Below are 23,880 nucleotides of genomic sequence, written 5' to 3'. Positions count from 1 at the left end.
AAATATAGAATATATTATTGCTTTCTGCTCATAGCGCGTTCTGCGGCGGCAACAATGTCATTCTCCGTTAGGCCATACTTTACCATCAGTTCGTCCGGTGTGCCAGATTCGCCAAAGGTATCGTTCGTAGCCACGTACTCCTGCGGAGCCGGGAAGTTAGTTGCCAATACCTGTGCCACGCTATCGCCAAGGCCACCGAAACGGTTGTGCTCTTCGGCAGTAACCACGCATTTTGTCTTGCGAACAGATGCCAGTACAGCTTCGTTATCTAACGGCTTAATAGTGTGGATATTAATTACCTCTGCAGAGATGCCTTTATCAGCAAGCATCTTGCCGGCAAGTATGGCTTTCCATACTAAATGGCCAGTAGCGATAATGGTAACGTCTGTACCTTCGTTCAACATTACAGCTTTACCAATCTCAAACTTCTGGTCGGCAGGTGTGAAGTTAGGAACCGACGGACGGCCAAAACGCAAGTATACTGGGCCTTCGTAGTCTGCAATAGCAATAGTGGCAGCTTTTGTCTGGTTAAAGTCGCATGGGTTAATTACCGTCATGTGCGGCAGCATTTTCATCATGCCAATGTCTTCCAGTATCTGGTGTGTAGCACCGTCTTCGCCTAGTGTAAGGCCAGCATGTGAAGCACATATTTTTACGTTTTTGCCAGAGTACGCAATCGACTGACGGATCTGATCGTAAACGCGGCCAGTAGAGAAGTTAGCAAACGTGCCGGTAAACGGAATTTTACCACCAATTGTCATACCTGCGGCAAGGCCCATCATGTTAGCCTCTGCTATACCTACCTGGAAGAAACGCTCCGGAAAGTCTTTTTTAAAGGCATCCATTTTAAGCGAACCGGTAAGGTCGGCGCAAAGGGCTACTACCTCAGGGTTACTTTTGCCAAGCTCGTGCAGGCCAGCTCCGAAACCCGAACGTGTGTCTTTTTTCTCTGAAAATGTGTACTCTTTCATTTTATGGTTTGGCTTTATAATGCGTGTTCCTGTAAGGCTAATGCTGCCAGTAACACGCCTGTTTTTTTATCTGTTAAAAATCTTTAAAGTTGATGTTGCGCCTGATCTGATTGTAAAATCCTGCACATCTGTAAATTTACTCGCCTGCGCCGATTTCATGCGGTAGACTAATCTATACTTTCCGGGCTGTAGCGCCAGCGTTACCCTGCTGTTGTCTTCGGGTAAGTTGCACACCCAGGTCTGTTTGCCTGTTTCGTCCAGTTCGTACACGCTGCCGTAGCCTTGCATCTGCGAAGAGATGGCCAGCTGGCCCGGCGGCGGAATGGTAATCGTATTGGTTTGCCCTTGCTTTACCTCAACACCCTTTTGGTAGATGCGTGGCAGCGTGAGGATTTCCATATCATACTTACCTGTTAGATACTTATGCCTAGTGCCGAAAACCTGAACGTGTAAGGTCTGGTCTGAGCCATGTTGCTTTACAAGTGCCTGCAGCGCTCCGTAAGGGGAGGGGCCATCCTGGCGCAAGTATAACTCACCCTGCGGCGACTTCACCTTGATGACATTATGCTGGCCCGGCTTGATCTTAAGATCTTTGGCCACTACAACCGGAGTGGTGTTTACCACCAGGTTGTAAGGTACCAGCGCATCGATTTCCAGCATATCTGGTTTGCCTTTGCTATCCTGGTAGTGCACGTAATTGTACTCTGTGCCTCCGGTTAAAGCATTTACAAACGTCATGTTCAGGTTCGTCTCTGTCGGGCGGTTCTGCTCGTCCAGCAGCTCTACACTTACTGTGGTTTCGCTTAATGTTTGCGTAGCAATCTCTGTCAGCACATTTTCAAAAGTCTTTACATCGGCAGCGTTAAAGTATTGGCCGATACAGCTTAGCTGTTGCTCGTACTCTGGTGCTATGCCTATGCCAATCACAAAAGGCCTTAAAAAGATGCGGTTTTTCTGCAAAGCAAGCGAGACTGCACAAGGATCACCACCACAAGACTCCAAGCCATCTGTTATTAAAATAATAACGTTTCGGGCTTTATCAGCAGGAAAGTCATTAGCAGTTTGCTCCAACGAAAAAGTAATGGGTGTATTACCTCGCGGCACAACTTGCTCCAGCTTTTTCCGGATAACTGTACCGTTTTTATTTGCACTAAACGGCACTTCTAATTTGGTGTCTTTGCAGTCGTTGCGTTCGCGGCCAGACTGGTGGCCGTACACCCTTAATGCTACTTCCACGTTCTGATACTGCTCCAGCGAATCTACCAACTGTGCCAGCAGGTTTTTAGCAACTGTCATACGGTCGCTGTCTTCCCACTTGGCCAGCATGCTGCCAGAGGCATCCAGCAAAAACAGGATGCGTGTTTTAGGCTGTGGCTTATTTTGCTGGGCAATGGCTGCTCCGCCCGCTAAAAACATCAGCAGGAAAAACAAACTTGCCAGCAATTTACGCCAGTTGAACATCAGTCGAACGCTCTAAACGCGGTTTAGCAAAGGCATCTATACTTACTATTTCTTAGTAATCAGAGGCTACCTGTACAGCCAACTGCTGTAGGGCTACTTCTAACTGCTCATCGTTTGGTGCCACACCGTGCCACTTGTGCGAGCCCATCATGAAGTCTACGCCATAGCCCATTTCAGTATCCATCATGATCATAACAGGTTTTCCATGGCCTGTAGATTTCTTCGCTTCATCAAGAGCAGGAAGTAATGTTTCGAAGCTGTTACCGTTTGCCTCTAGTACATGCCAGCCAAAAGCTTCGAACTTGGCCTTTAGGTCGCCTAAGCTCATTACCTCGTTTGTAGAACCGTCTATCTGCTGTCCGTTTCTGTCGATGGTGGCAATAACGTTGTCTATTTTATGGTGTGCGGCATACATGGCAGCTTCCCATACCTGGCCTTCTTCTACCTCACCATCACCCATCAGCACATAGATCAGGCTGTTGTCGTTGTTCAGCTTTTTAGTTTGAGCGGCACCTAAGGCAACAGATAAACCCTGGCCTAGCGAGCCAGAAGCCACACGAATACCCTCCAGGCCTTCTTCTGTGGCAGGGTGGCCCTGTAACCTTGAGTTTAGCTTACGGAATGTAGCCAGCTCTTTTACATCAAAGAAGCCTGCGCGTGCCAGTGTGCTGTACCAAACCGGAGAGATGTGGCCGTTAGACAGGAAGAAAAGGTCTTCGCCTTTGCCATCCATCTTAAATTCGGTGCTGTAGTTCATCACCTTAAAGTATAGCGATACAAAGTAATCTGTACAGCCAAGCGACCCGCCTGGGTGGCCCGAGTTTACGGCATGCACCATACGAACAATATCGCGGCGTACCTGTGATGCGATCTCTTTTAGCTCTTCAATGCTTTTGTTGTGTGGGTTCACGGTGTTTAATTATAAATTAAGAATTATGAATTGGTAGTCAAATATACGAAAAACGCAGCTGCCCGTAAGGACAGCTGCGCTCGTTATTACTTTAGTATCTGTTTGGCGTGGTCGCTGGTTTTTACTTTTGTAATGATATCCTGTATCACCCCATTCTCATCGATAATGAAAGTATAGCGCATGGTGCCCATATACTTCCTGCCATACATCGATTTCTCCTGCCAAACCCCGTATTGCTCTACAATCTGTTTATCGGTGTCTGCTAGCAGGGTAAAAGGAAGCTCGTATTTACCTATAAAGTTTTGATGTGACTTTTCACTATCTACGCTTACGCCAATTACCTCATAGCCCTGCTGCTTTAGTTCGCTGTAGTTATCGCGCAGGTTGCAGGATTGAGCTGTGCAGCCAGGAGTATTATCTTTTGGGTAAAAGTATAAAACTACTTTTTTGCCGCGGTAGTCGTTTAGTTTAACGGTGTTGCCGTTCTGGTCTTTGCCTTCAAACTCAGGGGCTTTATCGCCGATGTTCAGGTTCATGTTTCTATTGATTTTCTTGACAGTTTGACAAAGGACATAAGACTTTCATGTATACTTTCTTTTGTCTTTCATCAAGTTGTCTTTTGTCAAATTAAATCTTGGTAGTATAAGTGGCTTCGTTGCCTGCCATATCCTTCACCTTCAAAACTACTTCACCCGACAAAGGTACACTTTTATCCAATTTTTCAGAGTACAACAACGCTTGTTTATGCTCATACTTCATCAGCAGCCACTCCCCATTTATATAGGCGTTAAAGGAAGCTATACCCGATAGGTCATCACCAATCTTAAACCTTATTTGGGTACTGCTTTTACCCAACAGCTTAATAGTTGGGGCTTTTACATCTTCCAGCACTTTAAACTTACCCATGTTTTTGGTACTGAAGGTAATGCTGTTGCCATCCCATTTACCTCCTGCATAACCCCGACCACGACCGGTACCTAAAAAGTATACGGCGGCTTTAGACTTGTCTTTCACCTCGTTTGGTGGGGTAATGGTAACCTGCATGGTTTTGTGCAGTGGCGTAAAGTAGTCGCCAAAAGTATACACATCGCCTTCTAACTTACTCTGAAAGTATAAAGTATCGTAAAGAGTCTCTTTGTGAAACTGTACTTTGGCAAAGCTATTAGTGAAAGTATAGTCTGTACCGGGTGGTATTACCTGCTCAAATCCCAGGGTAGATGACAGGCCACAGAAACGGATAGAGTCTGGTGCTCCTGCACGCAGGTCGTATAAGCCAATACCTGTCGAGTTTTTAACGTAACTTGGTACAAGTATAAGCGGCTTGCCTCCTTTATATAACTCAATGTTCTGAGGGGTGGAGCTGGTGTCGCTGGCACTTACTTTAAGTATGTTACCGATAATCTCGTAGCGCAAATCAGTGTTTTTAACTGCCGCAGATTTTGTTTGCGTAAACACTGGTTTTTTCCCTTGCACAACAAAGCTAAGAGTAGAGGTATTTTCGTAAGAGTCTCGGGCTACTAGTTTTATCTGGTAAGTAGAATCCTGGTGAATAGTGAGCCTGCCTTGGCGGCCATTTGCCCTGTACAGCGGCAGGTCATTGCCATGGTCTACAAAGGCTTTCTGGAAATTGCGACCTGTGCGTCTGTACTGTGTATAGTTAATGTGCTGCGATACCTGGCGAGACAACTCAAACGGCACCTGGTCTATATAGTGATGGTAAACCTGCTTGCCATTTACATAAAGCATTACCTCCTGTGTACCGTTTTTATTCATAGCACCGTCAAACCTGTCGTTTGTTTGCAACTCTAGACCCAGTAGCCCATGCGCATAAACCGTATCAGGTAAAGTATAAGTACTTCCCTTTTTGGTTGGCTTAAACTCGGCACGGTCAAATTCGTTGTTCACGCGAGCATGTATATTCAACGGATTAAGGCTGATGCTGTGAATATCAGGTGGGGTAGTATCGATGATCTCTGCAAACTTATACCGCAGTGGGTTGTACAGGCGGTCTTTATCGTCGCGTATCTCAAAGTGCAGGTGCGGGCCTCCAGAACCACCCGTGTTGCCTGAGTAGCCAATAACATCGCCACGCTTAACCTGGAACTTGTCCGGCTCCGGAAACAACTCAAGTTCAAATGTCTTGCGTTCGTACTGCTTCTGTATCACATGGTCTGCCAAAGGCTTTGCAAACTCGCGCAGGTGTGCATAAGTGGTAGTAAAACCGTTTGTTGGGTGCGTGATATATACAATATTGCCATACCCGTAAGTAGACTGCTTTATCCTGGAAATATACCCATCGGCAGCAGCATATACAGGCAAGCCCTCACGCTGGTCGGTTTTGATATCGAGGCCACCGTGAAAGTGGTTCGATCGTATTTCGCCCATGCTGCCCGACAAATAGTTGCGTTCGCCTGGCTTTATCGGAAATAAAAACTCTCCTGATGTGATGGCAGATGTTGAGGCAGGCGCAGCGTTTGGTGCCATTTGTGCAAAAGCGCTACTGGCCGCAAACCAGGAAAGTATAGCAAAAGCCAGCGGCTTCTTATTTAACCTCGAAATCCAAAAGTTTTTTGTCTTCAACATACCCTTCTAATCTGTCTCCTATCTTAACCGGACCAACACCCTCTGGTGTTCCCGTAAAAATGATGTCGCCTTTTTTTAATGTGATAAATTTTGAAATGTAGGCAATAATATCGTCAAAAGAATTGAGCATCATTTTAGAACTGCCCGTCTGCTTTGTTTCTCCGTTAACATCTAACCTGAAATTTATGTTCTGCAAATCTGGAAACTGGTCTAGTGGGAGGAACTCAGATACCGGAGCAGATCCGTTAAATCCTTTTGCCAATGTCCAGGGTAGGCCTTTTGCTTTTGCCTTAGCTTGTAGGTCGCGGGCTGTGAAGTCAATACCCAAGCCTATGGCGTCGTAATATTTATGGGCAAATTTCTTTTCGATGTTCTTGCCTTCGCGGCCAACACGCAGTAGCAGCTCTACCTCGTAATGCACATCATTTGTATATTCTGGGTAATAGAACGGCTCATTATTTTTAAGTATAGCCGTGTCTGGCTTAAAGAAGATGACAGGTTCATCAGGCACCTCGTTCTTTAATTCTGCAATGTGCTCGGCATAGTTTCTACCGATAGCTAATATTTTCATAAAGGTGATTTACATATTCAGTTTCTCAAAAATAGGCTTTCTATTGTTTCTGCACACTATAAAATATGATTTTTGTTCTTCGGCTTTGCTAGGCCTAAATTTTAGTAACATTACTATTAAAACAGGCAAGTGTGCAGATTATTGCGCCAAACGGCTCTCGAACATTTTAACAAGTATGAATCGTATAACGGAAAAGGTAATTGTACTTTGCTATGTCGCCTTTCCTACAGAAAAGAGGGGAAATGGTTAGCTAAAGTATAGTGTTATGTTAATTTATTAATGTGTTACAGTTTGGTTTTAAAAAAATTGGTTCAAAATTTGAATTCAGTTTATAAAGACCACTAAATTTTATGAAGATGTATAACAGAATTTTTGCTTTTACACTGGCTTTGGTCATGTTCGTGGGCTGTACTACAGTTCCGATTACTGGACGCCGGCAGCTTAGTCTTGTATCGGAGGCTGAAATGCAAACCATGAGCTATGAAGCCTATGATCAATTTTTAAAAGAAAATAAATTATCCAACAATGCCCAGTCTACTGCTATGGTAAAAAGGGTAGGTAGCCGCATTAAAAATGCTGTAGAACAGTATATGGCGGCTAACAACCTGAGCAGCGAATTACAAGGTTTTGAGTGGGAGTATAACCTGATAGCAGATGACCAGGTGAACGCCTTCGCAATGGCCGGAGGAAAAACTGTAGTTTATGAAGGAATTTTACCTGTTGCCCAAAACGAAACCGGGCTTGCTGTCGTAATGGGGCATGAGATTGCGCACGCTATCGCCAAACATGGTAGTGAGCGCATGAGCCAGGCGCTGGCACAGCAGTTCGGAGGACAAACGCTTTCGGCATTGGCAGGCGCTCAGCCGGGTACCGCCACTAATCTAGTGATGGCTGTTTACGGTGTAGGTTCTCAGCTAGGCTTATTAAAGTATGGCCGCACCCAAGAGTCGGAGGCAGACCGCTTAGGTTTGATTTTTATGGCAATGGCCGGATACGATCCGCAGCAGGCTATACCATTCTGGCAGCGAATGGAAGCACAGGGAGGACAAACTCCGCCAGAGTTTTTGTCTACGCACCCAAGTGCTGGTACACGCCAAGCCGACCTGAAGAAGAACATGCCAGAGGCCCTGCGTTACTACAAAGCACGATAAACCAACTAACATAACCACATGATCAGATTCACCCTTTTTGCCCGCCACTGGCGTACTGCTTCAAATGCAGGATTTTTTCTTGTACTGATACTGCTGCTAACAGCAGCCTGTACTAGAAGAGAAGCATTTCCTGAAGAAAGTGACCAACCATTAGAGGTAGCAGAAGGAGAAGAGGCACCGGAGAAATACGATGGTGTGCTGCTTGCTCAGGTGGTTTTTGATAGTGTAGATTATATTGTTGACCGTAAAGATTTGCTACAGCCATTTATACAAGAGTTTGGTGATGGCACAGTAGTAGATAAAGTGATGATACGGAAAGTGCAGGAAACAGAAAAAGATGATCCTGCTTATTACCTGGTAGGGCTTGGCATACGAAGTGGTGCTTTTAAGTCTATGGCGTTACAACTAGATGTGGCTTCTGATAACAGTTTATACTTGAGTAGCAAGAGCCCAAAATACCTTTGTGACGCCGGACCAGGTTGTGAGTTTTGTTATTTTACTTTTGTAGGTAACAAAATTGTAGGTTGCGAGTGCGCTACCCGCGCCGCAGGCAACAATTGTGGATACAAAACCTCAGATTCCAATGCATTGCTCGCTAAATCAAGGCTTCGGCAAGTAGAGAGATCTGCACAAAGACCATAACAAAAAGGGGCTGCAAGTATAATGCAGCCCCTTTTTGTTATTATTTGCTGGGATGTTAAGACATCTGCACATTGCGCAGGCGTATGCGCGTTAGCACCTTTTTTGTGTACAAAGGAAAATCACCTTTCATCATCCAGTCGTAGTAGCTAGGTTCTTTTTGCAACACCTCCTCAACGGGCACATTTTTATGCTTGCCAAAGTTAAACACCTCTTGGCCGGCATTATTATAAACTATCCTGCCCGAAAGGTCGGCAGTTTTTTGGGTAGTGAACTTGTGCAAAGCCTCCATGTCGTTCTGAACCGGAAACTCCTCTACGCCCTCTGCAATCTCTATAGGTGTGTTCTGGTAACGATCAAGCTGGGCCATCAGGATGTGGTAAGTCGCCACGGTGTCGGCCTCTGCACTGTGTGCGTTTTCAAGAGATTTATCGCAGTAAAACTTGTAAGCAGCAGAAAGTGTGCGCTGCTCCATCTGGTGGAACACACGGCAAACGTCTACTACATTTCTGTTATCAATATCGAAGTCTATGCCGCAACGCAAAAACTCCTCAGCCAGCAGCGGAATATCGAAGCGCAACAGGTTATACCCGCTCAAGTCGCAGCCTTTTAGAAAGTCGTCAAAATTCTTGGCTACCTGCTTAAAAGTAGGGCAGTCTTTTACATCTTCATCGTATATTTTGTGTATCAAACTCGACTCCAGCGGAATGGGAATTGTGGGGTTAATGCGTTTGGTTTTTAATATTTCTTCACCGTCTGGCATTATCTTAAGCACGCTTATCTCTACAATACGGTCGTTACAAATGTCGGTGCCGGTGGTTTCCAGGTCGAAGAAAACCATAGGGCGTTTCAAGTTCAGTTTCATAGCTGCTTAAAAGTATAAAGTTTAAAGTATAGCTTGTTTTAAAGCTCCCAGGTCCATGTTGTTATAAGTGCCTGAGCTCATAAGCAGCAGGTTAGCATTTTGCCAGTTGCGGCTGGTCAGGTGCTGTTGTAAAGCAGCTGAATCGGTAAACACTTTTATACTTTGGTTCTTAAAAGCAGCTTTCAATTCCTCTTCCGAGATCATTTCCATGCGCTTGTGCTCCAGCGTCTTTGGGCTGAAGAACACAATAGCCTCATCGGCTTTGTCTAAAGCGCCGGCATACTGCGGTAAAAAGTTCTTGTTCAGGCTACTAAAAGTGTGAAGCTCCACTGCCGCCACCAGCTGGCGTTGCGGGAACTGATCTTTTACAGCCTCCGTAGTTGCTTTTACTTTAGAAGGAGCATGCGCAAAATCGCGGTAAATAACAGTGTGACTGTTCTCGCCTAGTTTCTCCAGTCGCTTGGCAGCGCCCTTAAAGGTTTTTAAAGCTTCGTAGAAATCGTGTGCCTTTACACCAATCTTTTTGCACACTTCTTTGGCAGCGTTAATATTACGCAGGTTATGTTCTCCAAACAGTTGTATCTCTACGTCGCCTTCTTTCTTTGTATGAAGTATGGTTTTGCCATTGCGGATACTGTGCTCGTGCACGCCATAGCCTATGTAGGCAATATCAGCAGGGTTACGCGGAACGGCCACCAACTGCACCTGCTCATCATCCTTATTGTAGATGAGTGTACCAGCTTTAGGGGTTAGTTCAGCGAAAATACGAAACTGGTCGCGGTACATATCCGGGTCCGGGAACACGTTGATATGGTCCCAGCTGATGCCACTGATGACCGCAATATGGTGGTGGTACAGGTGGAACTTAGGTACGCGCTTTATTGGGTCAGACAAATACTCATCGCCTTCGATAATAATGATCGGAGCATCGTCTGTGAGTTTAACCATGCGGTCAAAACCTTCTAGTTGCGCACCCACGGCATAGTCGAACTTACGGCCCAAGTGTTGTAGCACGTGCATGATGATGGAGGTGATGGACGTTTTGCCATGACTGCCACCTATTACAATGCGCTGCTTATCTTTGCTTTGCTCGTGGATAAACTCCGGGAAAGAGAAAATAGGAACGTTTAGCTCCTGCGCACGCTTTAGCTCCGGGTTATTGGGGCGGGCGTGCATACCAAGTATAACGGCATCAGGTTTTGTATCCAGTTTTTCTGGAAACCAGCCTTCCTGCTCCGGAAGTATACCTGCAGCAGCCAGTCGGCTTTTGGCGGGTTCATAAATCTCATCGTCAGAGCCTGTTACCTTTAAGCCTTTGTCGTGCAGGGCCAGCGCCAGGTTATGCATAATGCTGCCGCCAACGGCAATCAGGTGTATGTGCTTAAAATCCTTCTCCATAAGCCAAACTGTTTAGTCTCAATCAGGCAAAGTTAGAATTCCTCAACTAAAATAAAATAGCTATACACTAATATGTTGATACTTTGTGGATATCTTGTGGATTATTAACACGGTTATAAAGATTGCTTTAAGGGCGTAACTGTTAAATTTGTGCTTATGGAGGAGATGAAAATGAATGTGCGGCCTGCGGGCAACCGCAATGGGTGGCAGAAAAAAGCCCCTGTTGTATCGGAACTAGGCAAAAAGCCACCGCAGGCACTTGATTTGGAGGAGGCCGTTCTAGGTGCTCTGATGTTGGAGAAGGACGCCCTTACCAACGTAATTGATATTTTACGCCCGCAAAGTTTTTACAAAGAGGCGCACCAGCGAATTTTTAAAGCTATACTTGCTCTGTTCGATAAGTCGGAGCCGATCGATATCCTGACGGTGACTCACGAACTGCGTGAGAACGGCGAACTGGAACTGGCAGGTGGCGCATACTATGTAACGCAACTTACCACACGTGTAAACTCCGCGGCTAACATCGAGTACCACGCACGTATCATTACAGAAAACTCCATAAAGCGCGATTTGATTTCTATTTCTTCTGAGGTGCTTTCCAGTGCTTTTGAAGATACCACCGACGTTTTTGAGCTGCTCGATAAAACAGAGGCCAAACTCTACGAAGTATCGGAATCAAACATCCGTAAAAACTTCGACGACATGCGCTCTTTGATGCACATGGCAATTAAAGAACTGGAAGAGAAACGCAAGCAGGCCGATGGCCTTACAGGGGTTCCAACCGGTTTGGTTGCCCTGGACAGAGTAACATCCGGCTGGCAGAAATCTGACCTTGTTATACTTGCTGCACGTCCGGCGATGGGTAAAACAGCTTTCGTACTTTCAGTGATGCGAAACGCAGCCGTTGACTTTGGCAAAGGTGTGGCTATTTTCTCACTAGAGATGTCGTCTCTGCAGCTGGTGAATCGTTTGATCTCGTCGGAGGCAGAGCTGGAGTCTGAGAAGATCAAGAAGGGTAGCCTGGAAGAGTATGAGTGGGCACAGCTAAACCATAAAATTGCGAAACTTACAGAAGCACCAATCTATATTGATGATACACCGGGTCTTTCTATTCGTGAGTTGCGTACCAAGTGCCGCCGTCTGAAAGCGCAGTACGATATCCAGATGATCATTATTGACTACCTGCAGCTGATGAGCGGAAACGCTGAAGGCAAAGGTGGCGGTAACCGTGAACAGGAAATTGCATCCATCTCCCGTGCCCTAAAAATGCTGGCAAAGGAACTTAATGTGCCGGTAATTGCGCTCTCGCAGCTAAGCCGTGCCGTAGAGACCCGTGGTGGCGACAAACGACCGCAGTTATCCGACCTTCGTGAATCCGGTTCCATTGAGCAGGATGCCGACATGGTTTGCTTCTTGTACCGCCCTGAGTACTATGGTATAACAGAAGATGAAATGGGTAACCCAACTGCCGGCGTAGGAGAGGTGATTATAGCCAAGCACCGTAACGGTTCACTTGAAAACGTGCAGTTGAAGTTTATCGGTAAGTTTACTAAGTTTACAAACCTAGATACTGACTTTGGTGGTGACGCTGGCTTCAATGCCCTTCCTAACAGCACCTTTGATGCAGAGGCACCCGGGTCGATACGTTTAGGCAGTCGTATGAATGATGGAGGTGGATTCCCGACCTCAAATTTTGATGAGGAGCCACCATTCTAGAGCATAAAATTTAAATGTAAAGGCAATAAAAAGAAGCTAAAGTTGTTTTGTGGAAGTGTAACTCGAACAAGAAGCTTAAAAATATAGCCAAAGGAAGATTAGCCGCTGTGTTTTAAAAAACCAGCGGCTTTTCTATTTTTAGCAGGTATACTTTCTTATACAGCCTCGTGACTGACGTGTTCTTCTGCGGTAAGTACCTCTTTTACAAGTTTCTCTAATTCTATAATCGGTACCTGTATATCCTTATTCATTGCAGATCTTAGATCTCGGGCTATCGGATGAGATGAACTTGAAAGGTAATTGTAATTTAAACTTACTTTGCTTGCCAGATCAGCATAAAGCACCGGCGTGTATTCTTTTGCAAAGAGCTCTATAATATTTGCTCCTTTTTTGCAGAATACGAGGTTCGTTAAGCCGGCCCCGTGTGGGGCAATTATAGTTTCGGCATGCTCAAAAAGGCCAACTTGCTCTGCGAAGGTTAAATCGCTTAGTACAACCTTCTTAAAGCCATACTTGCCCAACATCTCCATAACTTGTTGCTCATTCTTAACATTCCGGGATCTGCTGTCGTGGCGACTGATAAAAATGCGCTTAGGTGAGTGAATAATTCTTTGGGCAACAGGTAAGAATTTCTTCCGCAGAAACTGGCAGGCCCAGAGCGGTATATGTTCTATATTGCGCACAAAGGTAGTGGCAAATAAATTCTCTGCTTGTATGTGCTGTATCTCATGCCCCTCTACAATTTTGGTTTGGCTGATATTTAGCAGGCGCAGGGTATCCTTTTGGTACGGGAGGTTATGTTTTGGTACTATAAACCAGTCAATCTTATCCAGCCATCCCGCTTTTTCCAGTAAATGCAAACGGGGCAGCGAATCAATCATCCAATGAAAGTAATTGTTCTCGCCGCTTCCGCCAATCAGGGTATGAAACGCGTTTCCCTTCAGGCCCATTGGAGTGTTAAAGTAACTTTGGTTAAAAATACCGTTGTCAGCCGGATTTGTGCTGCCGATGTGTAACGATATGTCACCTATAACTTTATTGTCTTCAGAGATAACAGCCGCAAAATTGATAGTATCCGTATAGATTCTTCCGCTTTTTACTGCTGTAACATAAGCAGCAGGCTGTATGCCAGTTTTAGGTACAGGATGATACTTTTGAGATGTATTTATCAGTTCGTCCTGTACCTTTAAGGCAGACTCCTCAGGCGGGTAAATTTCTTTACATTCCGCGCCTGTAGCGCTAACGTATTCTGATAGCGTGTTATAGTGCCCTTTAGGTTTATAAGATTTATTATAAGGTATATATCGTTCAAAAATCCGGTTTATTTTTCTATGGGCTCTTGTATATAATCTATTAATATGAAACATGTTTTATATAGTACACTGTTCAACAATCATTGCCCTTCTAGTACAATGCTAACTTGTATACTTAGTGATACGGGTAATGTTATATATATACCAAATATTTAATTAACATTCTTTGCACAGTTCTATGTTTTAAAAGAATGAGTCTATTTGTAAAAAATGCTGTAGATATACCTATATTTTAGGTTTTAATTATAGAGATATGTACTGATAAGAGCTTAAATAATTGTATTAGATTTAGAAACAGGAGATGTTTAAGAGAGTAGTCGGTGTTGGAAAAGTAATAAATTAAAAGGCTGAACTATAGCAGTTTTCCTTGCTGTAGTTCAGCCTTTTAGGTAATCTTAAGTGCAATTACTTCAGCTTCAGATCTATCAGAATCTGTTCAATTTTGTTGTTCAGTTTTTGCTCTACATTATCGAACTCTTCTTTGCTGTGCAGCGGCTCGTTTACACTGATGTAGAACTTGATTTTTGGCTCTGTACCGGACGGACGAGCTGATATTTTGCTGCCATCTTCGGTTAAGTATTGCAGTACGTTGGAGCTTTCCAGGCCCAGCTGGCTTTCTTCGCCAGTTAACAGATTTTTACGTGCGCTTAGTTTATAGTCGCTTACCTCTACTACGTTAGAACCAGCTATACTTTGCGGTGGGTTGCTGCGCATGTCGGCCATCATCTGCTGTATCTCTTCTGCGCCGCGCTGTCCTTTTTTGGTAAACGATACCAGCTCTTCTTTGTAGAAGTTATACTTTTCGTACATCTCGATCATCTGCTCGAACAGGCTCAGGCCGTTGTCTTTAGCCACAGCTGCCATTTCAGCAATCAAAGCGCAGGCAGAGATGCCATCTTTGTCGCGTACAAAGTCACCGATCATATAGCCGTAACTTTCCTCGCCGCCGCCAATGTATACTTCTTTACCTTCCAATTCACGAATCTTCTCAGCTATGTATTTAAAGCCAGTTAGGGTTTCGTAGTGTTTTACGCCGTAGCTTTCGGCAATATCTTTTATAAGATCGGTGGTAACAATGGTTTTTACAATGAACTCTCTTCCTGTTAGTTTGCCGGCTTTCTGCCACGCATCCAGTAGGTAGTTTATCAGCAGTGCACCCGTCTGGTTACCGTTTAGCAATACAAATTCGCCTTTCAAATCTTTTACGGCAATGCCTACACGGTCAGAGTCAGGGTCGGTGGCAAACACAATGTCAGCATCAATTTCGGCAGCTTTTTTCAGCGACAGCGTCATAGCTTCTTTTTCCTCTGGGTTTGGATATACCACAGTAGGGAAGTTGCCATCCGGAGTAGCCTGCTCTTCTACTACATGCACATTGGTAAAGCCAAAGCGCTTCAGTACTTCCGGTACCAATGTTATACCTGTGCCATGTATAGAAGAGTAAACGATCTTAAGGTCGTGCTGACGCTGAATGGCATCTTTCGAAACAGAAAGGCTAAGCACCTTCCCCATATAAGCTTCGTCCAGTTCCTTGCCAATCAACTGAATGTTTTCCGGGTTCGGCTCAAACTTAACATCGTTTATACTCGTGATTCTGTTAACCTCAGCTATGATGTTCTTGTCGTGTGGAGCGGTTACCTGAGCACCATCGTTCCAGTATACTTTATAGCCGTTATACTCTCTTGGGTTATGCGATGCTGTTACCACTACACCACTCTGACAACCCAAATGGCGGATCGCAAACGACAGTTCCGGCGTAGGGCGAAGCTCCTCAAACAAGTATACTTTAATGCCGTTAGCAGAGAAGATTTCGGCTGCAATACGGGCAAATACATCGGAGTTGTTGCGGCAGTCGTGGGCAATAGCTACTTTAATCTGCTCGTTCGGGAAGTTCTGCTTAAGGTAATTGCAAAGGCCTTGGGTAGCCATACCTAAAGTATAGCGGTTCATGCGGTTGCTGCCTGCACCCATAATACCGCGCAGGCCGCCGGTGCCAAACTCCAAGTCTTTATAAAATGCATCAGAAAGGGCCTCGTGCTCGTCGCGCTCCAGCAGGCCGTTAATTTCACTTTTAGTGGCTTCGTCGTAGTTGCCGGCAAGCCAGCTGTCGATTTTATGACGTATGCTTTGGTCTATCATAGTCGTTGTTGGTCGTATCTTCTAAAGTATAAATCATTACTGTGCCTGTACATTACGCTTTAGGTAGTGTAATATATAGGAACTTGTTTTATCGTTATTATTCCCTGCCTAGCAGGGGAGGGGTATGTTTTCCGGAAGAGGCAAACACACAAAAAATCACACCAGCTTTTTCTGTGCAATGTACACTTCCGAAAGGTCTGGTGTGATTTTGGGTATATTCTAAAAGTATAGAACCCGAATATTCACGGGCTTCTATACTTTGATTACGGTTTAAAGGTTACCGCGCAGGGCCTGCTCACGCTCAATGGCCTCGAACAGCGCCTTAAAGTTACCTTTACCAAAAGACTTGGCTCCTTTGCGCTGGATGATCTCGTAAAATACGGTTGGTCTGTCCTCTACTGGTTTCGTGAAGATCTGCAGCAGGTAGCCTTCATCGTCGCGGTCTACCAAGATGTTCAGTTTACGAAGGTCAGCCATGTCTTCGTCGATGTGGCCGATGCGCTGGATCAAATCTTCGTAGTAAGTATCCGGCACACGCAGAAACTCTACGCCACGGCGGCGAAGCTCAGCCACAGTATGCAGGATATCATTGGTAGCAACAGCAATGTGCTGCACACCTGCTCCTCTATAAAACTCGAGGTATTCGTCAATCTGAGACTTCTTCTTACCCTCGGCAGGTTCGTTTATCGGGAATTTAATGTAGCCGTTACCGTTTGATACTACTTTAGACATAAGAGCAGTATACTCTGTGCTGATGTCTTTGTCATCGAAAGTAAGCAGCAGGCTGAAGCCCATTACTTTTTCGTAGAACTCTACCCATTCGTTCATGCGGCCCAATTCTACGTTACCTACGCAGTGGTCTACATACTTCAGGCCAACAGGCTCTACCTGCAACTCCGAAGTACGTGCTACATAGCCCGGCATAAAAACACCGTTATAGTTCTTGCGCTCCACAAAAGTATGGATGGTTTCGCCGTAGGTATGGATGGAGGCTATTTTTACCTCACCGTGCTCATCCGTAAGTGTTTTAGGCTCCATGGCTGGTTTTGCGCCACGCGCAATAGTGCCTCTGAAAGCTTCTTCGGCATCATCCACCCAAAGAGCAAGTACTTTTACGCCGTCGCCGTGCTGGTGCACATGTTGGGCAATATCAGAGTCCGGGTAAATGGCAGTGGTAAGCACTAACCTTATTTTCTCTTGCTGCAGCACATAAGAGGCGCGATCACGCATACCTGTTTCAGGCCCTGCATAGGCTGCTAGCTTAAAACCAAAAGCAGTCTGGTAAAAGTGAGCGGCTTGCTTAGCATTGCCTACATAAAACTCAATATGATCGGTGCCGTTAAGTGGCAATATATCTTTTATAACTGTTTCTGCAGTCTTTGTTTCTGTAGTCATAGTCTTTTCGTAAAGGTTTACTAAAGTATAACGTAAAAATACAGCTTTTAATGTTTTATCACAACCATAGCGGGAGTAAGGTAAATTATCATTAGGATTACTTGCAATTGCTGTGGCATGTTGTCAACTTTGTAAAAAAACATGATGCTATGAACGCTAATGCCCTTAACAGCGCTATTGTTGCTATTCTGGAGAAAAAGCAGGAGCTAAACTCTTTGGATTACAATGATGCACGCTACGACGATATTGAAGAGGAACTGCACGACCTGGAGGACGACTTTAACGATGAGTTCGGTGACATGCTGGAGGATGTGCTTGAAGATGTGCATGCTAAAATAAAGTCTGATGCTGATATTCTGTTGCCAACTGCTTACCTGGCCAGCTCGCTGGATGGGAAAGAGCTGGAAGAGGGAGATGAAACTGAAGGCGTTTGGGTGGAGTCGGACTCTTTTCCGGGTGTGGAAATGCGCCTTGTATTGGTAGCAAACCCACCTCGTGTACTGCTTGTACTGGCTGACCAGGAGCGTGTGCTCTGGACGGCAGAATAAGCTTGTCTAATTTTGATGTTTGATGGTTACCTGTTATTAGGTAGCCATACTTATATTTAGCGCACCTGTCTTTGCGAATGCAGCAAAGACAGGTGCGCTTTTTTGTGCAGTTCTCCCGAATCTTTTTATCTCATGAGTAGTTTTAGGCAACTTTAAACATCAAATAAATTCTGCTCCTGAGCCCTTGCCTTTTCTGTGTCACTTAATGCTTACATCCAATGTATGGTAGATGAATTTGTTATGAAAGTGATCGGCTACTGCTATGGAACAAATGACTACTAAGCATGGCGTCAAGATTTGGGAAATCATCAAATTGTAAACAAACCTGGATTTTAATCTTATTCTGTTACCTTTAGCACAAGTCTCTACAGTAGAGGCGTTTTAAATAAATAACATGAAAAAAACCATTGCATTAATTGCCCACAACAGCCGGAAAACAGACCTGCTAAATTGGGCTAAAGTAAACCTTAATCTATTGCGAGATCACAACCTGATTGGGACTTCCAATACCTCCAGGTTAATAAACGATATGCTGGACCTAGACGTGAAGCCATTCGGACACGGACCAAGCGGTGGTGACATTATACTCGCTGCTAAGATACTGCAGGGAGAGGTGCACAAAGTAATCTTTTTTATAGATGCCGAAACGCCACACGGCCACGAGCACGACATCCAGACACTTATCCGTACCGCTGTGATCAACAACATTCCGATTGCTCTTAACCGTGCCTCCGCCGACCTGGTTATACTGGAGAACGTATAGCAGTACCTATACTTTATACTTTTGAGATGCACTTGCCACTGCAGTTTGCGCAGTACAAGTGCTTTTTTATGAGTTATACTTTGGCTACAGGACAAATAAAAAGCGCCTGCTGTAAAGTATAGCAGGCGCTTCCAATTGATGTAGTTAAGTAATTAAAAACCTAGTTTCTTTCTCACGCGCTCCAGCACCGGACCTGCAATGGCTTTTGCTTTTTCGGCTCCTTCCATTAGTTTCTTGTCCACCTCGTCGAGGTTGTTCATATAATGGTTAAACAGCTCACGCTCCTGGGCGTACTTTTTAAGGATAAGCTCGTATAGGGCCTGCTTCGCGTGGCCGTAACCGTAGCCGCCTGCTAGGTAATTGTCGCGCATGGTGGCTACCTCATCAGGAGATGCCAACAGGCTGAACAATTTGTATACCGTATCGCTATCCGGATCTTTTGGCTCTTCCAGGCCTTTGCTGTCGGTAACAATGCTCATGATGGTTTTGCGCAGCGGCTTGTCTGCCTCAAAAATATCGATTATGTTGCCGTACGACTTGCTCATTTTCTCACCGTTGATACCTGGTATCGTCATCACCGACTCATCTATTCTAGCTTCCGGCAGTACAAACGTATCGCCGTAGATGTGGTTAAACGAGCTGGCAATGTCGCGGGTAATCTCCAGGTGCTGTATTTGGTCTTTGCCTACAGGTACAAAGTTGGCATCATACATTAAGATGTCAGCAGCCATCAGCACCGGATAGGTGAACAAACCTGCATTAACATCAGCCAAGCCTCTGCGAGCAGATTTATCTTTAAAAGAGTGCGCATTAGCCAGCATCGGGAACGGCGTGAAGCAGCTCAGGTACCAGGTAAGTTCTGTTACAAAAGGCACGTCCGACTGACGATAAAAAATGTGTTTATCAGTGTCAAAACCAAAGGCAAGCCACGCAGCTGCCACAGCATAGGTATTGCTGCGCAGCAACTCCGCATCACGGATGGTAGTTAGCGAGTGCAGGTCAGCAATAAAGTATAACGACTCTTGCTCAGAGGATCTGGATAACTCAACAGCTGGAATGATAGCCCCTAACAAATTGCCCAAGTGGGGCCTGCCAGTAGCCTGAATTCCGGTTAGATAACGTGCCATGTATAAGTAGTACTTAAGTTCGGCACGCAATTTAGTTTAAAAAGCCCTTTAATAGAAACATCAACTGGATTTTGCTGGCTGGTTTAAGTGCGCTGCTTTTTTAAAGTATAATTGTGCTTCGACTTGATCTGGTTCTGGCGGTTGTCGAGCAGCTTAACACTTCCGTCCTTCAATAACTCAAAGTACATCAGGTCTTCTTTGCCGTCGGGTATAAGTTGCAATACTTTGGCTTTAGGATTTTGCTTGTTGCCCGTGGCCATAAACCATTTGCCGGTTACAACATAGGTATTATTGTTAGCTGGCTTGCCAAGGTACTGCTGCTTTAGTATAAATGTTTTGCTCTTTGATCTGCTGTTTTCCTGCAGCTTTAGCTCCATGGTAATGCCCTGGCAGTCGGCGCAGGGAACTGTACCTTTATAAGTGCCGGTATAGGCAGCAGTAGCGTTTGCAATGTTGATACTCGCCTCTGCTGGGTTTGCTGTTAATGTATGAGATTGCCCTTGGTAAGTATAAAGGCTAAGCGCTGATGCCATTAAAAGGGCTAGTGGCTGCTTCATAGCGTAAATGGTAAAAGTAAATGTAATATTAAAGGGCACTGCCTGTAATTGTTATTACAAACAAGCTTATACTTTTAACAAGTTGGCTGCGGTTATTATTGTGCTGCAACAGCACAGTTTTTAAAAGTATACTGATGATGGTAGAATATGCGGTGAGGTAGGGGTATAAAAAACAATGGTTAGCGAACAGCGCTTCGCTGAACCTAACCATCTTAAATCAACCAATTCAAATTATAAAAAACTTTTAAAACATCATAGGCAGTAGCAAATTAAAATAGATCAGTAGTTAAATTAAGGTATTGTTTAATTGGCTACAGCAAAGGCGGTAGCCTGTTTATTCTTTTTAAAGATGGTTTTCCAGTTGGCAATAAGTATGGCTACCAATATAAGTATAACCCCTAGCCACTGCACCGGCCAAACATCCTCCTGCAGCACCACCCACGACATAAGCACTGCCACCGGCAACTCTGCTGCGCTAAGTATAGCACTTAAGCCAAGCCCTATTTTAGGTATGCCATAAGAGAAAAGTACAGGCGGCAGCACCGTTCCGAACACAGATAACAGCACTCCCCATTTAAGTAGCCCGTTAGCTAAGGCTCCATTTACTAGGAACACCGGCGGGAAAATGCTAAATACCAGTATAGTTGCCCCTGTAAGCATTAACGCGCTTTTGGTAGTAGGGTGCAGGCTGTTGCCTACTTTGCCGTTTATAGCCAGGAAAATAGTATAGCAGAACGCTGCCAGTAAACCATAGCCAATACCGGCCAAGTCGAAAGTTGGAAGCTGGTCGGAGAATAACCTGCCAGCAAGGCCTGTACCTAATAGCACAAGTATAACCATGCCAACCTGCGATAGCTTAGGCAGTTTACGCATTGTTATGGCATCTAAGGCCAAGCTCATCCAGGTAAACTGCATAAGTAAAAGTATGGCAATAGAGGCAGGTACTGTTTGTACGCATTTGTAGTAGAAGATGCTTACCAGGCCGGTGCTGGTGCCCATAGCCACCAGCTTCAGCTTTTCCCTGAACGACGTGTTGCTGCTTTTGCTGCCGAGCAGCTGACGCAACAACACTATCACCCAAAGAAAAATCAACCCAAAAAATACCTGAGTGCCAGTCACGTCACCCAAGGTAAAGCCTTCTTTATATGCTAGTTTTACAAAAGTCGAAAGAATCCCGAAGCTGCAGGCCCCGAGAAAAACCATAATGCTTCCTCTGAACACAATTGTCCCTCCAAAAAAATACTAAAACAAAAAATGGAAATAGTTGGGCTGTAGTAGCCCTAAATTTTAGAAAGGGGTACTCTTACAAGTCGTGGAGAACGTAACCCGTAATAAAAATTTGTGTATGTGCTAAATGAGCTGGCATTAATCTTTTTTGCAAGGCTGCAAAGGTAACTTATACAGATTCAGATTTGCAAATATTTTTCTGATTAATTTATGATTCACTTTCTGCTGCAGAGGCCTTTATTAATGCTTCTGCTTGATTATCACCAAGGTATCCATCTATAAAATAGTGCGCCACATATAGTACAGGAGTAAGAATAATGGCTACTAAAAATTTATAAATGTAGTTGATAGTAGCAACGGATAAAACCAGCTCCATGGTCCAGTTGCCGAACACAAAAAAAGCGATGAACAAAACCACAAAGCTATCAATCAACTGAGATACTAAAGTAGAACCTGTGGCACGGAGCCAGATCTTTTTGCTGCCGGTATACTTTCGCAGCCAGTGGAAAACAGTAGCATCCAGGAACTGAGACACTAAAAATGCCGCCAGAGAGCCTATAATAATACCTAACCCTTGGCGGTAAATCATGTTGTAGGCAAAGTCTATGTTAAAAGGGTTTCCCTGCGCGTCGGTGTTGTTAAGCTCTAGCCAAAAGGGGGCAGGAGGTAGGCCAGTAACCAAAAAGATAACCAGGAACGCGTAAAGTATGAGCCCAACCGTGAGTATACTCACCTTCTTTACGCCTTGCTTGCCGAAATACTCATTTATAATATCAGTAGTTATAAACACTACAGGCCATATCATGACACCGGCAGTCAGGTTAAAGTCCAGCTTATTGCCTCCCAAAAGCGGTAACTGCGCACCAGGTAAGCCAAACAGCGCCTCTCCTGAAAATATTTTTACCCCAATTAATTCTGCCAGCAAGGCATTGGAAATAAAGATGCCGCTGAGCACCAGGAACAGGAATGTACGTTTTTTCTCTGAATCAGAAGTTTGTTGCGCCATGTAATATGTTGGTAAATCAGATGCCGTCGCTAACGTACTTAATATTAGCGAAGTTAAATATAACAGTTATACCGTTTGCTTGTTTCCTATCCAGCCTAAGTGTGTATGTTTAAAGCTGTCGTTATACTTTAAACCATAGCCCAACGCTCTGTCCATGGCGCTGTGGCCGTAAAGCACCAGCCCAGCCAACTGCAGCCAATTTACTCCAAAGTATAAGCCAGCTAACCCAACTATTATGGCTACCCCTTGGTGGTGAAAAATATTGTATAGCAAGGCACCTGCCTTTGTTCCGAAGAGGTAACCGATCATACTAAGGTCTGGGGTCAGCAGTAAAGCTAGAAACAGCCACCAGCTATAACCAAGATAGACACTTAAAGTATAGGCAAGTATAAACTTCGCAATGTCTTCTAATTTTAATGTTATTTTCATAGTTAGAGCTTATTGATATTTATGGCAAGTTCAAACTATTTTAACATGCAAAGCAAGTATGATTTTGAGGAAAGCTAAGTTTGCTAGTTACTCCAATATTTTATTGAATGGCAGCGGGTTTAACTTTGGAAAAGAGCTGTAAGAAAATTGAGCACCAGGAATTAAAATAACAGCAGTAACGGTAACTACTCTTCTACTATAAATGTGCTGCCTTCTACAGCCAAATCGGCATTTGAGAATATTTGTTTAGCCTCTTCTAGAAGGGGGTTAAGATCTTTGTATCGTACTGAAAAGTGACCCAAAAGTAGTTTTTTTGCCTTTGCCTGTACTGCTATCTCAGCAGCCTGCGAAGCCGTGCTATGAAAAGTATAAGCTGCCCTGTCGCGGAGATCATCCAGAAAAGTGGCTTCGTGATACAGCAGGTCTACGTGCTGCACAATCGGAATGATATCAGGTTTGTAGCGGCTGTCGGCACAGTAGGCGTAGCTGCGGCTGCGTTTCGGTTCGCCGGTTACATCTGAATAGCTTACCAGCACATTGCCCTGTTCATCTTTTATGTCTTCGGCCCACTTTAGCCTTACTAATTGAGGTGGGGTAAGATTTGGCGGGAGCTTATCTTTAAGCAGAGGACGTGGCTTCAGTTTTTCACGGAACAGGAAACCACAGCAAGGCACGCGGTGCTCCATTGGTATACTATGCACCGTTAGCTGCTTATCCTCAAAAATCTTTTTATGGCAGGTGGTATCCAGCTCGTGAAAAACAAGCGGATAGTTTAGGTTGGTGCCGGAGTACTTTAATTGTAAACTTAAGATTTCGGATAAACCAGGAGGGCCAAAAAGATGCAAGGGTGCGTGGCGGCCCTGTAAGTGCATGGTAGATATCAAACCTGCCAAACCAAAGTAATGGTCGCCGTGCAGGTGGCTGATGTAGATGTTTGAAATGCGCTGATGCTTTATTTTGTAAAGCATCAGCTGCATTTGTGTACCTTCCCCGCAATCAATCAGGTGGTGCTGATTGCCAATGGATAGAACCTGGGCGGTATGATGTCTGTTTGCCGATGGTGTTGCCGACGAACTACCAAGAATTTTGAGTTCGAAATCCACCACAGGCG

General features: G+C 44.7%; 22 protein-coding genes. 5 read left to right on the top strand and 17 right to left on the bottom strand.

What is annotated here, in order from left to right:
* Positions 1-14: 14 nt before the first annotated feature.
* From WG943_RS09180 to WG943_RS09155, 6 genes are all read right to left on the bottom strand, one after another.
* Entirely contained in the window at positions 15-971 is a 957-nt protein-coding gene (locus tag WG943_RS09180) for a transketolase family protein (protein ID WP_340408380.1), read from the bottom strand.
* Positions 972-1,037: 66 nt separating this feature from the next.
* On the bottom strand, positions 1,038-2,432 hold the full coding sequence (locus WG943_RS09175; RefSeq protein ID WP_340408378.1) for a vWA domain-containing protein: 1,395 nt from the start codon (positions 2,430-2,432) through the stop codon (positions 1,038-1,040).
* A gap of 52 nt (positions 2,433-2,484) precedes the next feature.
* Positions 2,485-3,342, bottom strand: a complete 858-nt coding sequence (locus tag WG943_RS09170) for a transketolase (RefSeq protein WP_340408376.1) — start codon at positions 3,340-3,342, stop codon at positions 2,485-2,487.
* Between the two features lie 86 nt (positions 3,343-3,428).
* Positions 3,429-3,878 (bottom strand): thioredoxin-dependent thiol peroxidase, encoded by a 450-nt coding sequence (gene bcp / locus WG943_RS09165; protein ID WP_340408374.1) that lies wholly within the window; start codon positions 3,876-3,878, stop codon positions 3,429-3,431.
* A gap of 91 nt (positions 3,879-3,969) precedes the next feature.
* Entirely contained in the window at positions 3,970-5,925 is a 1,956-nt protein-coding gene (locus WG943_RS09160; RefSeq protein ID WP_340408373.1) for a M23 family metallopeptidase, read from the bottom strand.
* Positions 5,885-6,496, bottom strand: coding sequence for a fumarylacetoacetate hydrolase family protein (locus WG943_RS09155; protein WP_340408371.1), 612 nt, complete (start codon positions 6,494-6,496; stop codon positions 5,885-5,887). The genes WG943_RS09160 and WG943_RS09155 overlap by 41 nt, the downstream gene beginning before the upstream one ends.
* Positions 6,497-6,852: 356 nt before the next feature.
* Here WG943_RS09155 and WG943_RS09150 point away from each other — a divergent pair, with 356 nt between their 5' ends.
* Both WG943_RS09150 and WG943_RS09145 read left to right on the top strand, forming a co-directional pair.
* A complete protein-coding gene (locus WG943_RS09150; protein ID WP_340408439.1) occupies positions 6,853-7,647 on the top strand; it encodes a M48 family metallopeptidase in 795 nt (264 codons plus the stop codon).
* 18 nt (positions 7,648-7,665) lie between these two features.
* Entirely contained in the window at positions 7,666-8,289 is a 624-nt protein-coding gene (locus WG943_RS09145; protein ID WP_340408369.1) for a hypothetical protein, read from the top strand.
* A gap of 55 nt (positions 8,290-8,344) precedes the next feature.
* Here the strand turns inward: WG943_RS09145 and WG943_RS09140 are convergent, their stop codons facing one another.
* Together WG943_RS09140 and WG943_RS09135 are read right to left on the bottom strand one after the other, a co-directional pair.
* Positions 8,345-9,151: a 3'-5' exonuclease gene (locus tag WG943_RS09140; protein ID WP_340408368.1), complete on the bottom strand. Its 807-nt coding sequence runs from the start codon at positions 9,149-9,151 to the stop codon at positions 8,345-8,347.
* Between the two features lie 21 nt (positions 9,152-9,172).
* Entirely contained in the window at positions 9,173-10,549 is a 1,377-nt protein-coding gene (locus WG943_RS09135; RefSeq protein WP_340408366.1) for a UDP-N-acetylmuramate--L-alanine ligase, read from the bottom strand.
* Between the two features lie 156 nt (positions 10,550-10,705).
* On the opposite strand from WG943_RS09135, the gene dnaB reads away from it, so the two are divergent.
* Positions 10,706-12,265 (top strand): replicative DNA helicase, encoded by a 1,560-nt coding sequence (gene dnaB / locus WG943_RS09130; RefSeq protein ID WP_340408364.1) that lies wholly within the window; start codon positions 10,706-10,708, stop codon positions 12,263-12,265.
* Between the two features lie 155 nt (positions 12,266-12,420).
* Here dnaB and WG943_RS09125 read toward each other — a convergent pair whose 3' ends face one another.
* The 3 genes from WG943_RS09125 to hppD all read right to left on the bottom strand — a co-directional run bounded on the left by WG943_RS09125 (position 12,421) and on the right by hppD (position 17,112).
* Positions 12,421-13,632, bottom strand: coding sequence for a glycosyltransferase family 61 protein (locus tag WG943_RS09125; protein ID WP_340408363.1), 1,212 nt, complete (start codon positions 13,630-13,632; stop codon positions 12,421-12,423).
* A gap of 351 nt (positions 13,633-13,983) precedes the next feature.
* Positions 13,984-15,717, bottom strand: coding sequence for a phospho-sugar mutase (locus WG943_RS09120; protein ID WP_340408361.1), 1,734 nt, complete (start codon positions 15,715-15,717; stop codon positions 13,984-13,986).
* Positions 15,718-15,987: 270 nt separating this feature from the next.
* Entirely contained in the window at positions 15,988-17,112 is a 1,125-nt protein-coding gene (gene hppD, locus WG943_RS09115) for a 4-hydroxyphenylpyruvate dioxygenase (RefSeq protein WP_340408359.1), read from the bottom strand.
* Between the two features lie 149 nt (positions 17,113-17,261).
* Between hppD and WG943_RS09110 the strand changes: the two genes are divergently transcribed.
* Positions 17,262-17,660 (top strand): hypothetical protein, encoded by a 399-nt coding sequence (locus WG943_RS09110; RefSeq protein ID WP_340408358.1) that lies wholly within the window; start codon positions 17,262-17,264, stop codon positions 17,658-17,660.
* A 394-nt stretch (positions 17,661-18,054) separates the two neighbouring features.
* Positions 18,055-18,423 (top strand): methylglyoxal synthase, encoded by a 369-nt coding sequence (locus WG943_RS09105; protein ID WP_340408356.1) that lies wholly within the window; start codon positions 18,055-18,057, stop codon positions 18,421-18,423.
* 152 nt (positions 18,424-18,575) lie between these two features.
* Here WG943_RS09105 and trpS read toward each other — a convergent pair whose 3' ends face one another.
* From trpS to WG943_RS09075, 6 genes are all read right to left on the bottom strand, one after another.
* On the bottom strand, positions 18,576-19,550 hold the full coding sequence (trpS, locus tag WG943_RS09100) for a tryptophan--tRNA ligase (protein ID WP_340408355.1): 975 nt from the start codon (positions 19,548-19,550) through the stop codon (positions 18,576-18,578).
* A gap of 83 nt (positions 19,551-19,633) precedes the next feature.
* Positions 19,634-20,107: a copper resistance protein NlpE gene (locus WG943_RS09095; protein ID WP_340408354.1), complete on the bottom strand. Its 474-nt coding sequence runs from the start codon at positions 20,105-20,107 to the stop codon at positions 19,634-19,636.
* A 303-nt stretch (positions 20,108-20,410) separates the two neighbouring features.
* A complete protein-coding gene (locus WG943_RS09090; RefSeq protein ID WP_340408353.1) occupies positions 20,411-21,310 on the bottom strand; it encodes an EamA family transporter in 900 nt (299 codons plus the stop codon).
* Between the two features lie 232 nt (positions 21,311-21,542).
* On the bottom strand, positions 21,543-22,340 hold the full coding sequence (locus tag WG943_RS09085) for a queuosine precursor transporter (protein WP_340408351.1): 798 nt from the start codon (positions 22,338-22,340) through the stop codon (positions 21,543-21,545).
* Positions 22,341-22,406: 66 nt separating this feature from the next.
* Positions 22,407-22,769 carry a DUF4260 domain-containing protein gene (locus WG943_RS09080; protein WP_340408349.1) on the bottom strand — a complete coding sequence of 121 codons (363 nt, stop codon included), beginning with the start codon at positions 22,767-22,769 and terminating at the stop codon, positions 22,407-22,409.
* Positions 22,770-22,954: 185 nt separating this feature from the next.
* Entirely contained in the window at positions 22,955-23,872 is a 918-nt protein-coding gene (locus tag WG943_RS09075) for a ribonuclease Z (protein ID WP_340408348.1), read from the bottom strand.
* Between the last annotated feature and the right edge of the window lie 8 nt (positions 23,873-23,880).

The organism is Pontibacter sp. H249 (assembly GCF_037892465.1).
In the GTDB taxonomy this organism is placed as follows: Bacteria; Bacteroidota; Bacteroidia; order Cytophagales; family Hymenobacteraceae; genus Pontibacter.
This window is presented reverse-complemented; position numbering and strand designations above follow the sequence as displayed.

Coding starts and splice junctions, on each gene's coding strand:
- WG943_RS09120 (WP_340408361.1), bottom strand. CDS start 15,717: ATGATAGACCAAAGCATACGTCATAAAATCGACAGCTGGCTTGCCGGC.
- WG943_RS09090 (WP_340408353.1), bottom strand. CDS start 21,310: ATGGTTTTTCTCGGGGCCTGCAGCTTCGGGATTCTTTCGACTTTTGTA.
- WG943_RS09095 (WP_340408354.1), bottom strand. CDS start 20,107: ATGAAGCAGCCACTAGCCCTTTTAATGGCATCAGCGCTTAGCCTTTAT.
- trpS (WP_340408355.1), bottom strand. CDS start 19,550: ATGGCACGTTATCTAACCGGAATTCAGGCTACTGGCAGGCCCCACTTG.
- WG943_RS09135 (WP_340408366.1), bottom strand. CDS start 10,549: ATGGAGAAGGATTTTAAGCACATACACCTGATTGCCGTTGGCGGCAGC.
- WG943_RS09140 (WP_340408368.1), bottom strand. CDS start 9,151: ATGAAACTGAACTTGAAACGCCCTATGGTTTTCTTCGACCTGGAAACC.
- WG943_RS09110 (WP_340408358.1), top strand. CDS start 17,262: ATGAACGCTAATGCCCTTAACAGCGCTATTGTTGCTATTCTGGAGAAA.
- WG943_RS09125 (WP_340408363.1), bottom strand. CDS start 13,632: ATGTTTCATATTAATAGATTATATACAAGAGCCCATAGAAAAATAAAC.
- WG943_RS09155 (WP_340408371.1), bottom strand. CDS start 6,496: ATGAAAATATTAGCTATCGGTAGAAACTATGCCGAGCACATTGCAGAA.
- WG943_RS09105 (WP_340408356.1), top strand. CDS start 18,055: ATGAAAAAAACCATTGCATTAATTGCCCACAACAGCCGGAAAACAGAC.
- WG943_RS09175 (WP_340408378.1), bottom strand. CDS start 2,432: ATGTTCAACTGGCGTAAATTGCTGGCAAGTTTGTTTTTCCTGCTGATG.
- WG943_RS09145 (WP_340408369.1), top strand. CDS start 7,666: ATGATCAGATTCACCCTTTTTGCCCGCCACTGGCGTACTGCTTCAAAT.
- WG943_RS09160 (WP_340408373.1), bottom strand. CDS start 5,925: ATGTTGAAGACAAAAAACTTTTGGATTTCGAGGTTAAATAAGAAGCCG.
- WG943_RS09080 (WP_340408349.1), bottom strand. CDS start 22,769: ATGAAAATAACATTAAAATTAGAAGACATTGCGAAGTTTATACTTGCC.
- bcp (WP_340408374.1), bottom strand. CDS start 3,878: ATGAACCTGAACATCGGCGATAAAGCCCCTGAGTTTGAAGGCAAAGAC.
- WG943_RS09085 (WP_340408351.1), bottom strand. CDS start 22,340: ATGGCGCAACAAACTTCTGATTCAGAGAAAAAACGTACATTCCTGTTC.
- hppD (WP_340408359.1), bottom strand. CDS start 17,112: ATGACTACAGAAACAAAGACTGCAGAAACAGTTATAAAAGATATATTG.
- WG943_RS09150 (WP_340408439.1), top strand. CDS start 6,853: ATGTATAACAGAATTTTTGCTTTTACACTGGCTTTGGTCATGTTCGTG.
- dnaB (WP_340408364.1), top strand. CDS start 10,706: ATGGAGGAGATGAAAATGAATGTGCGGCCTGCGGGCAACCGCAATGGG.
- WG943_RS09180 (WP_340408380.1), bottom strand. CDS start 971: ATGAAAGAGTACACATTTTCAGAGAAAAAAGACACACGTTCGGGTTTC.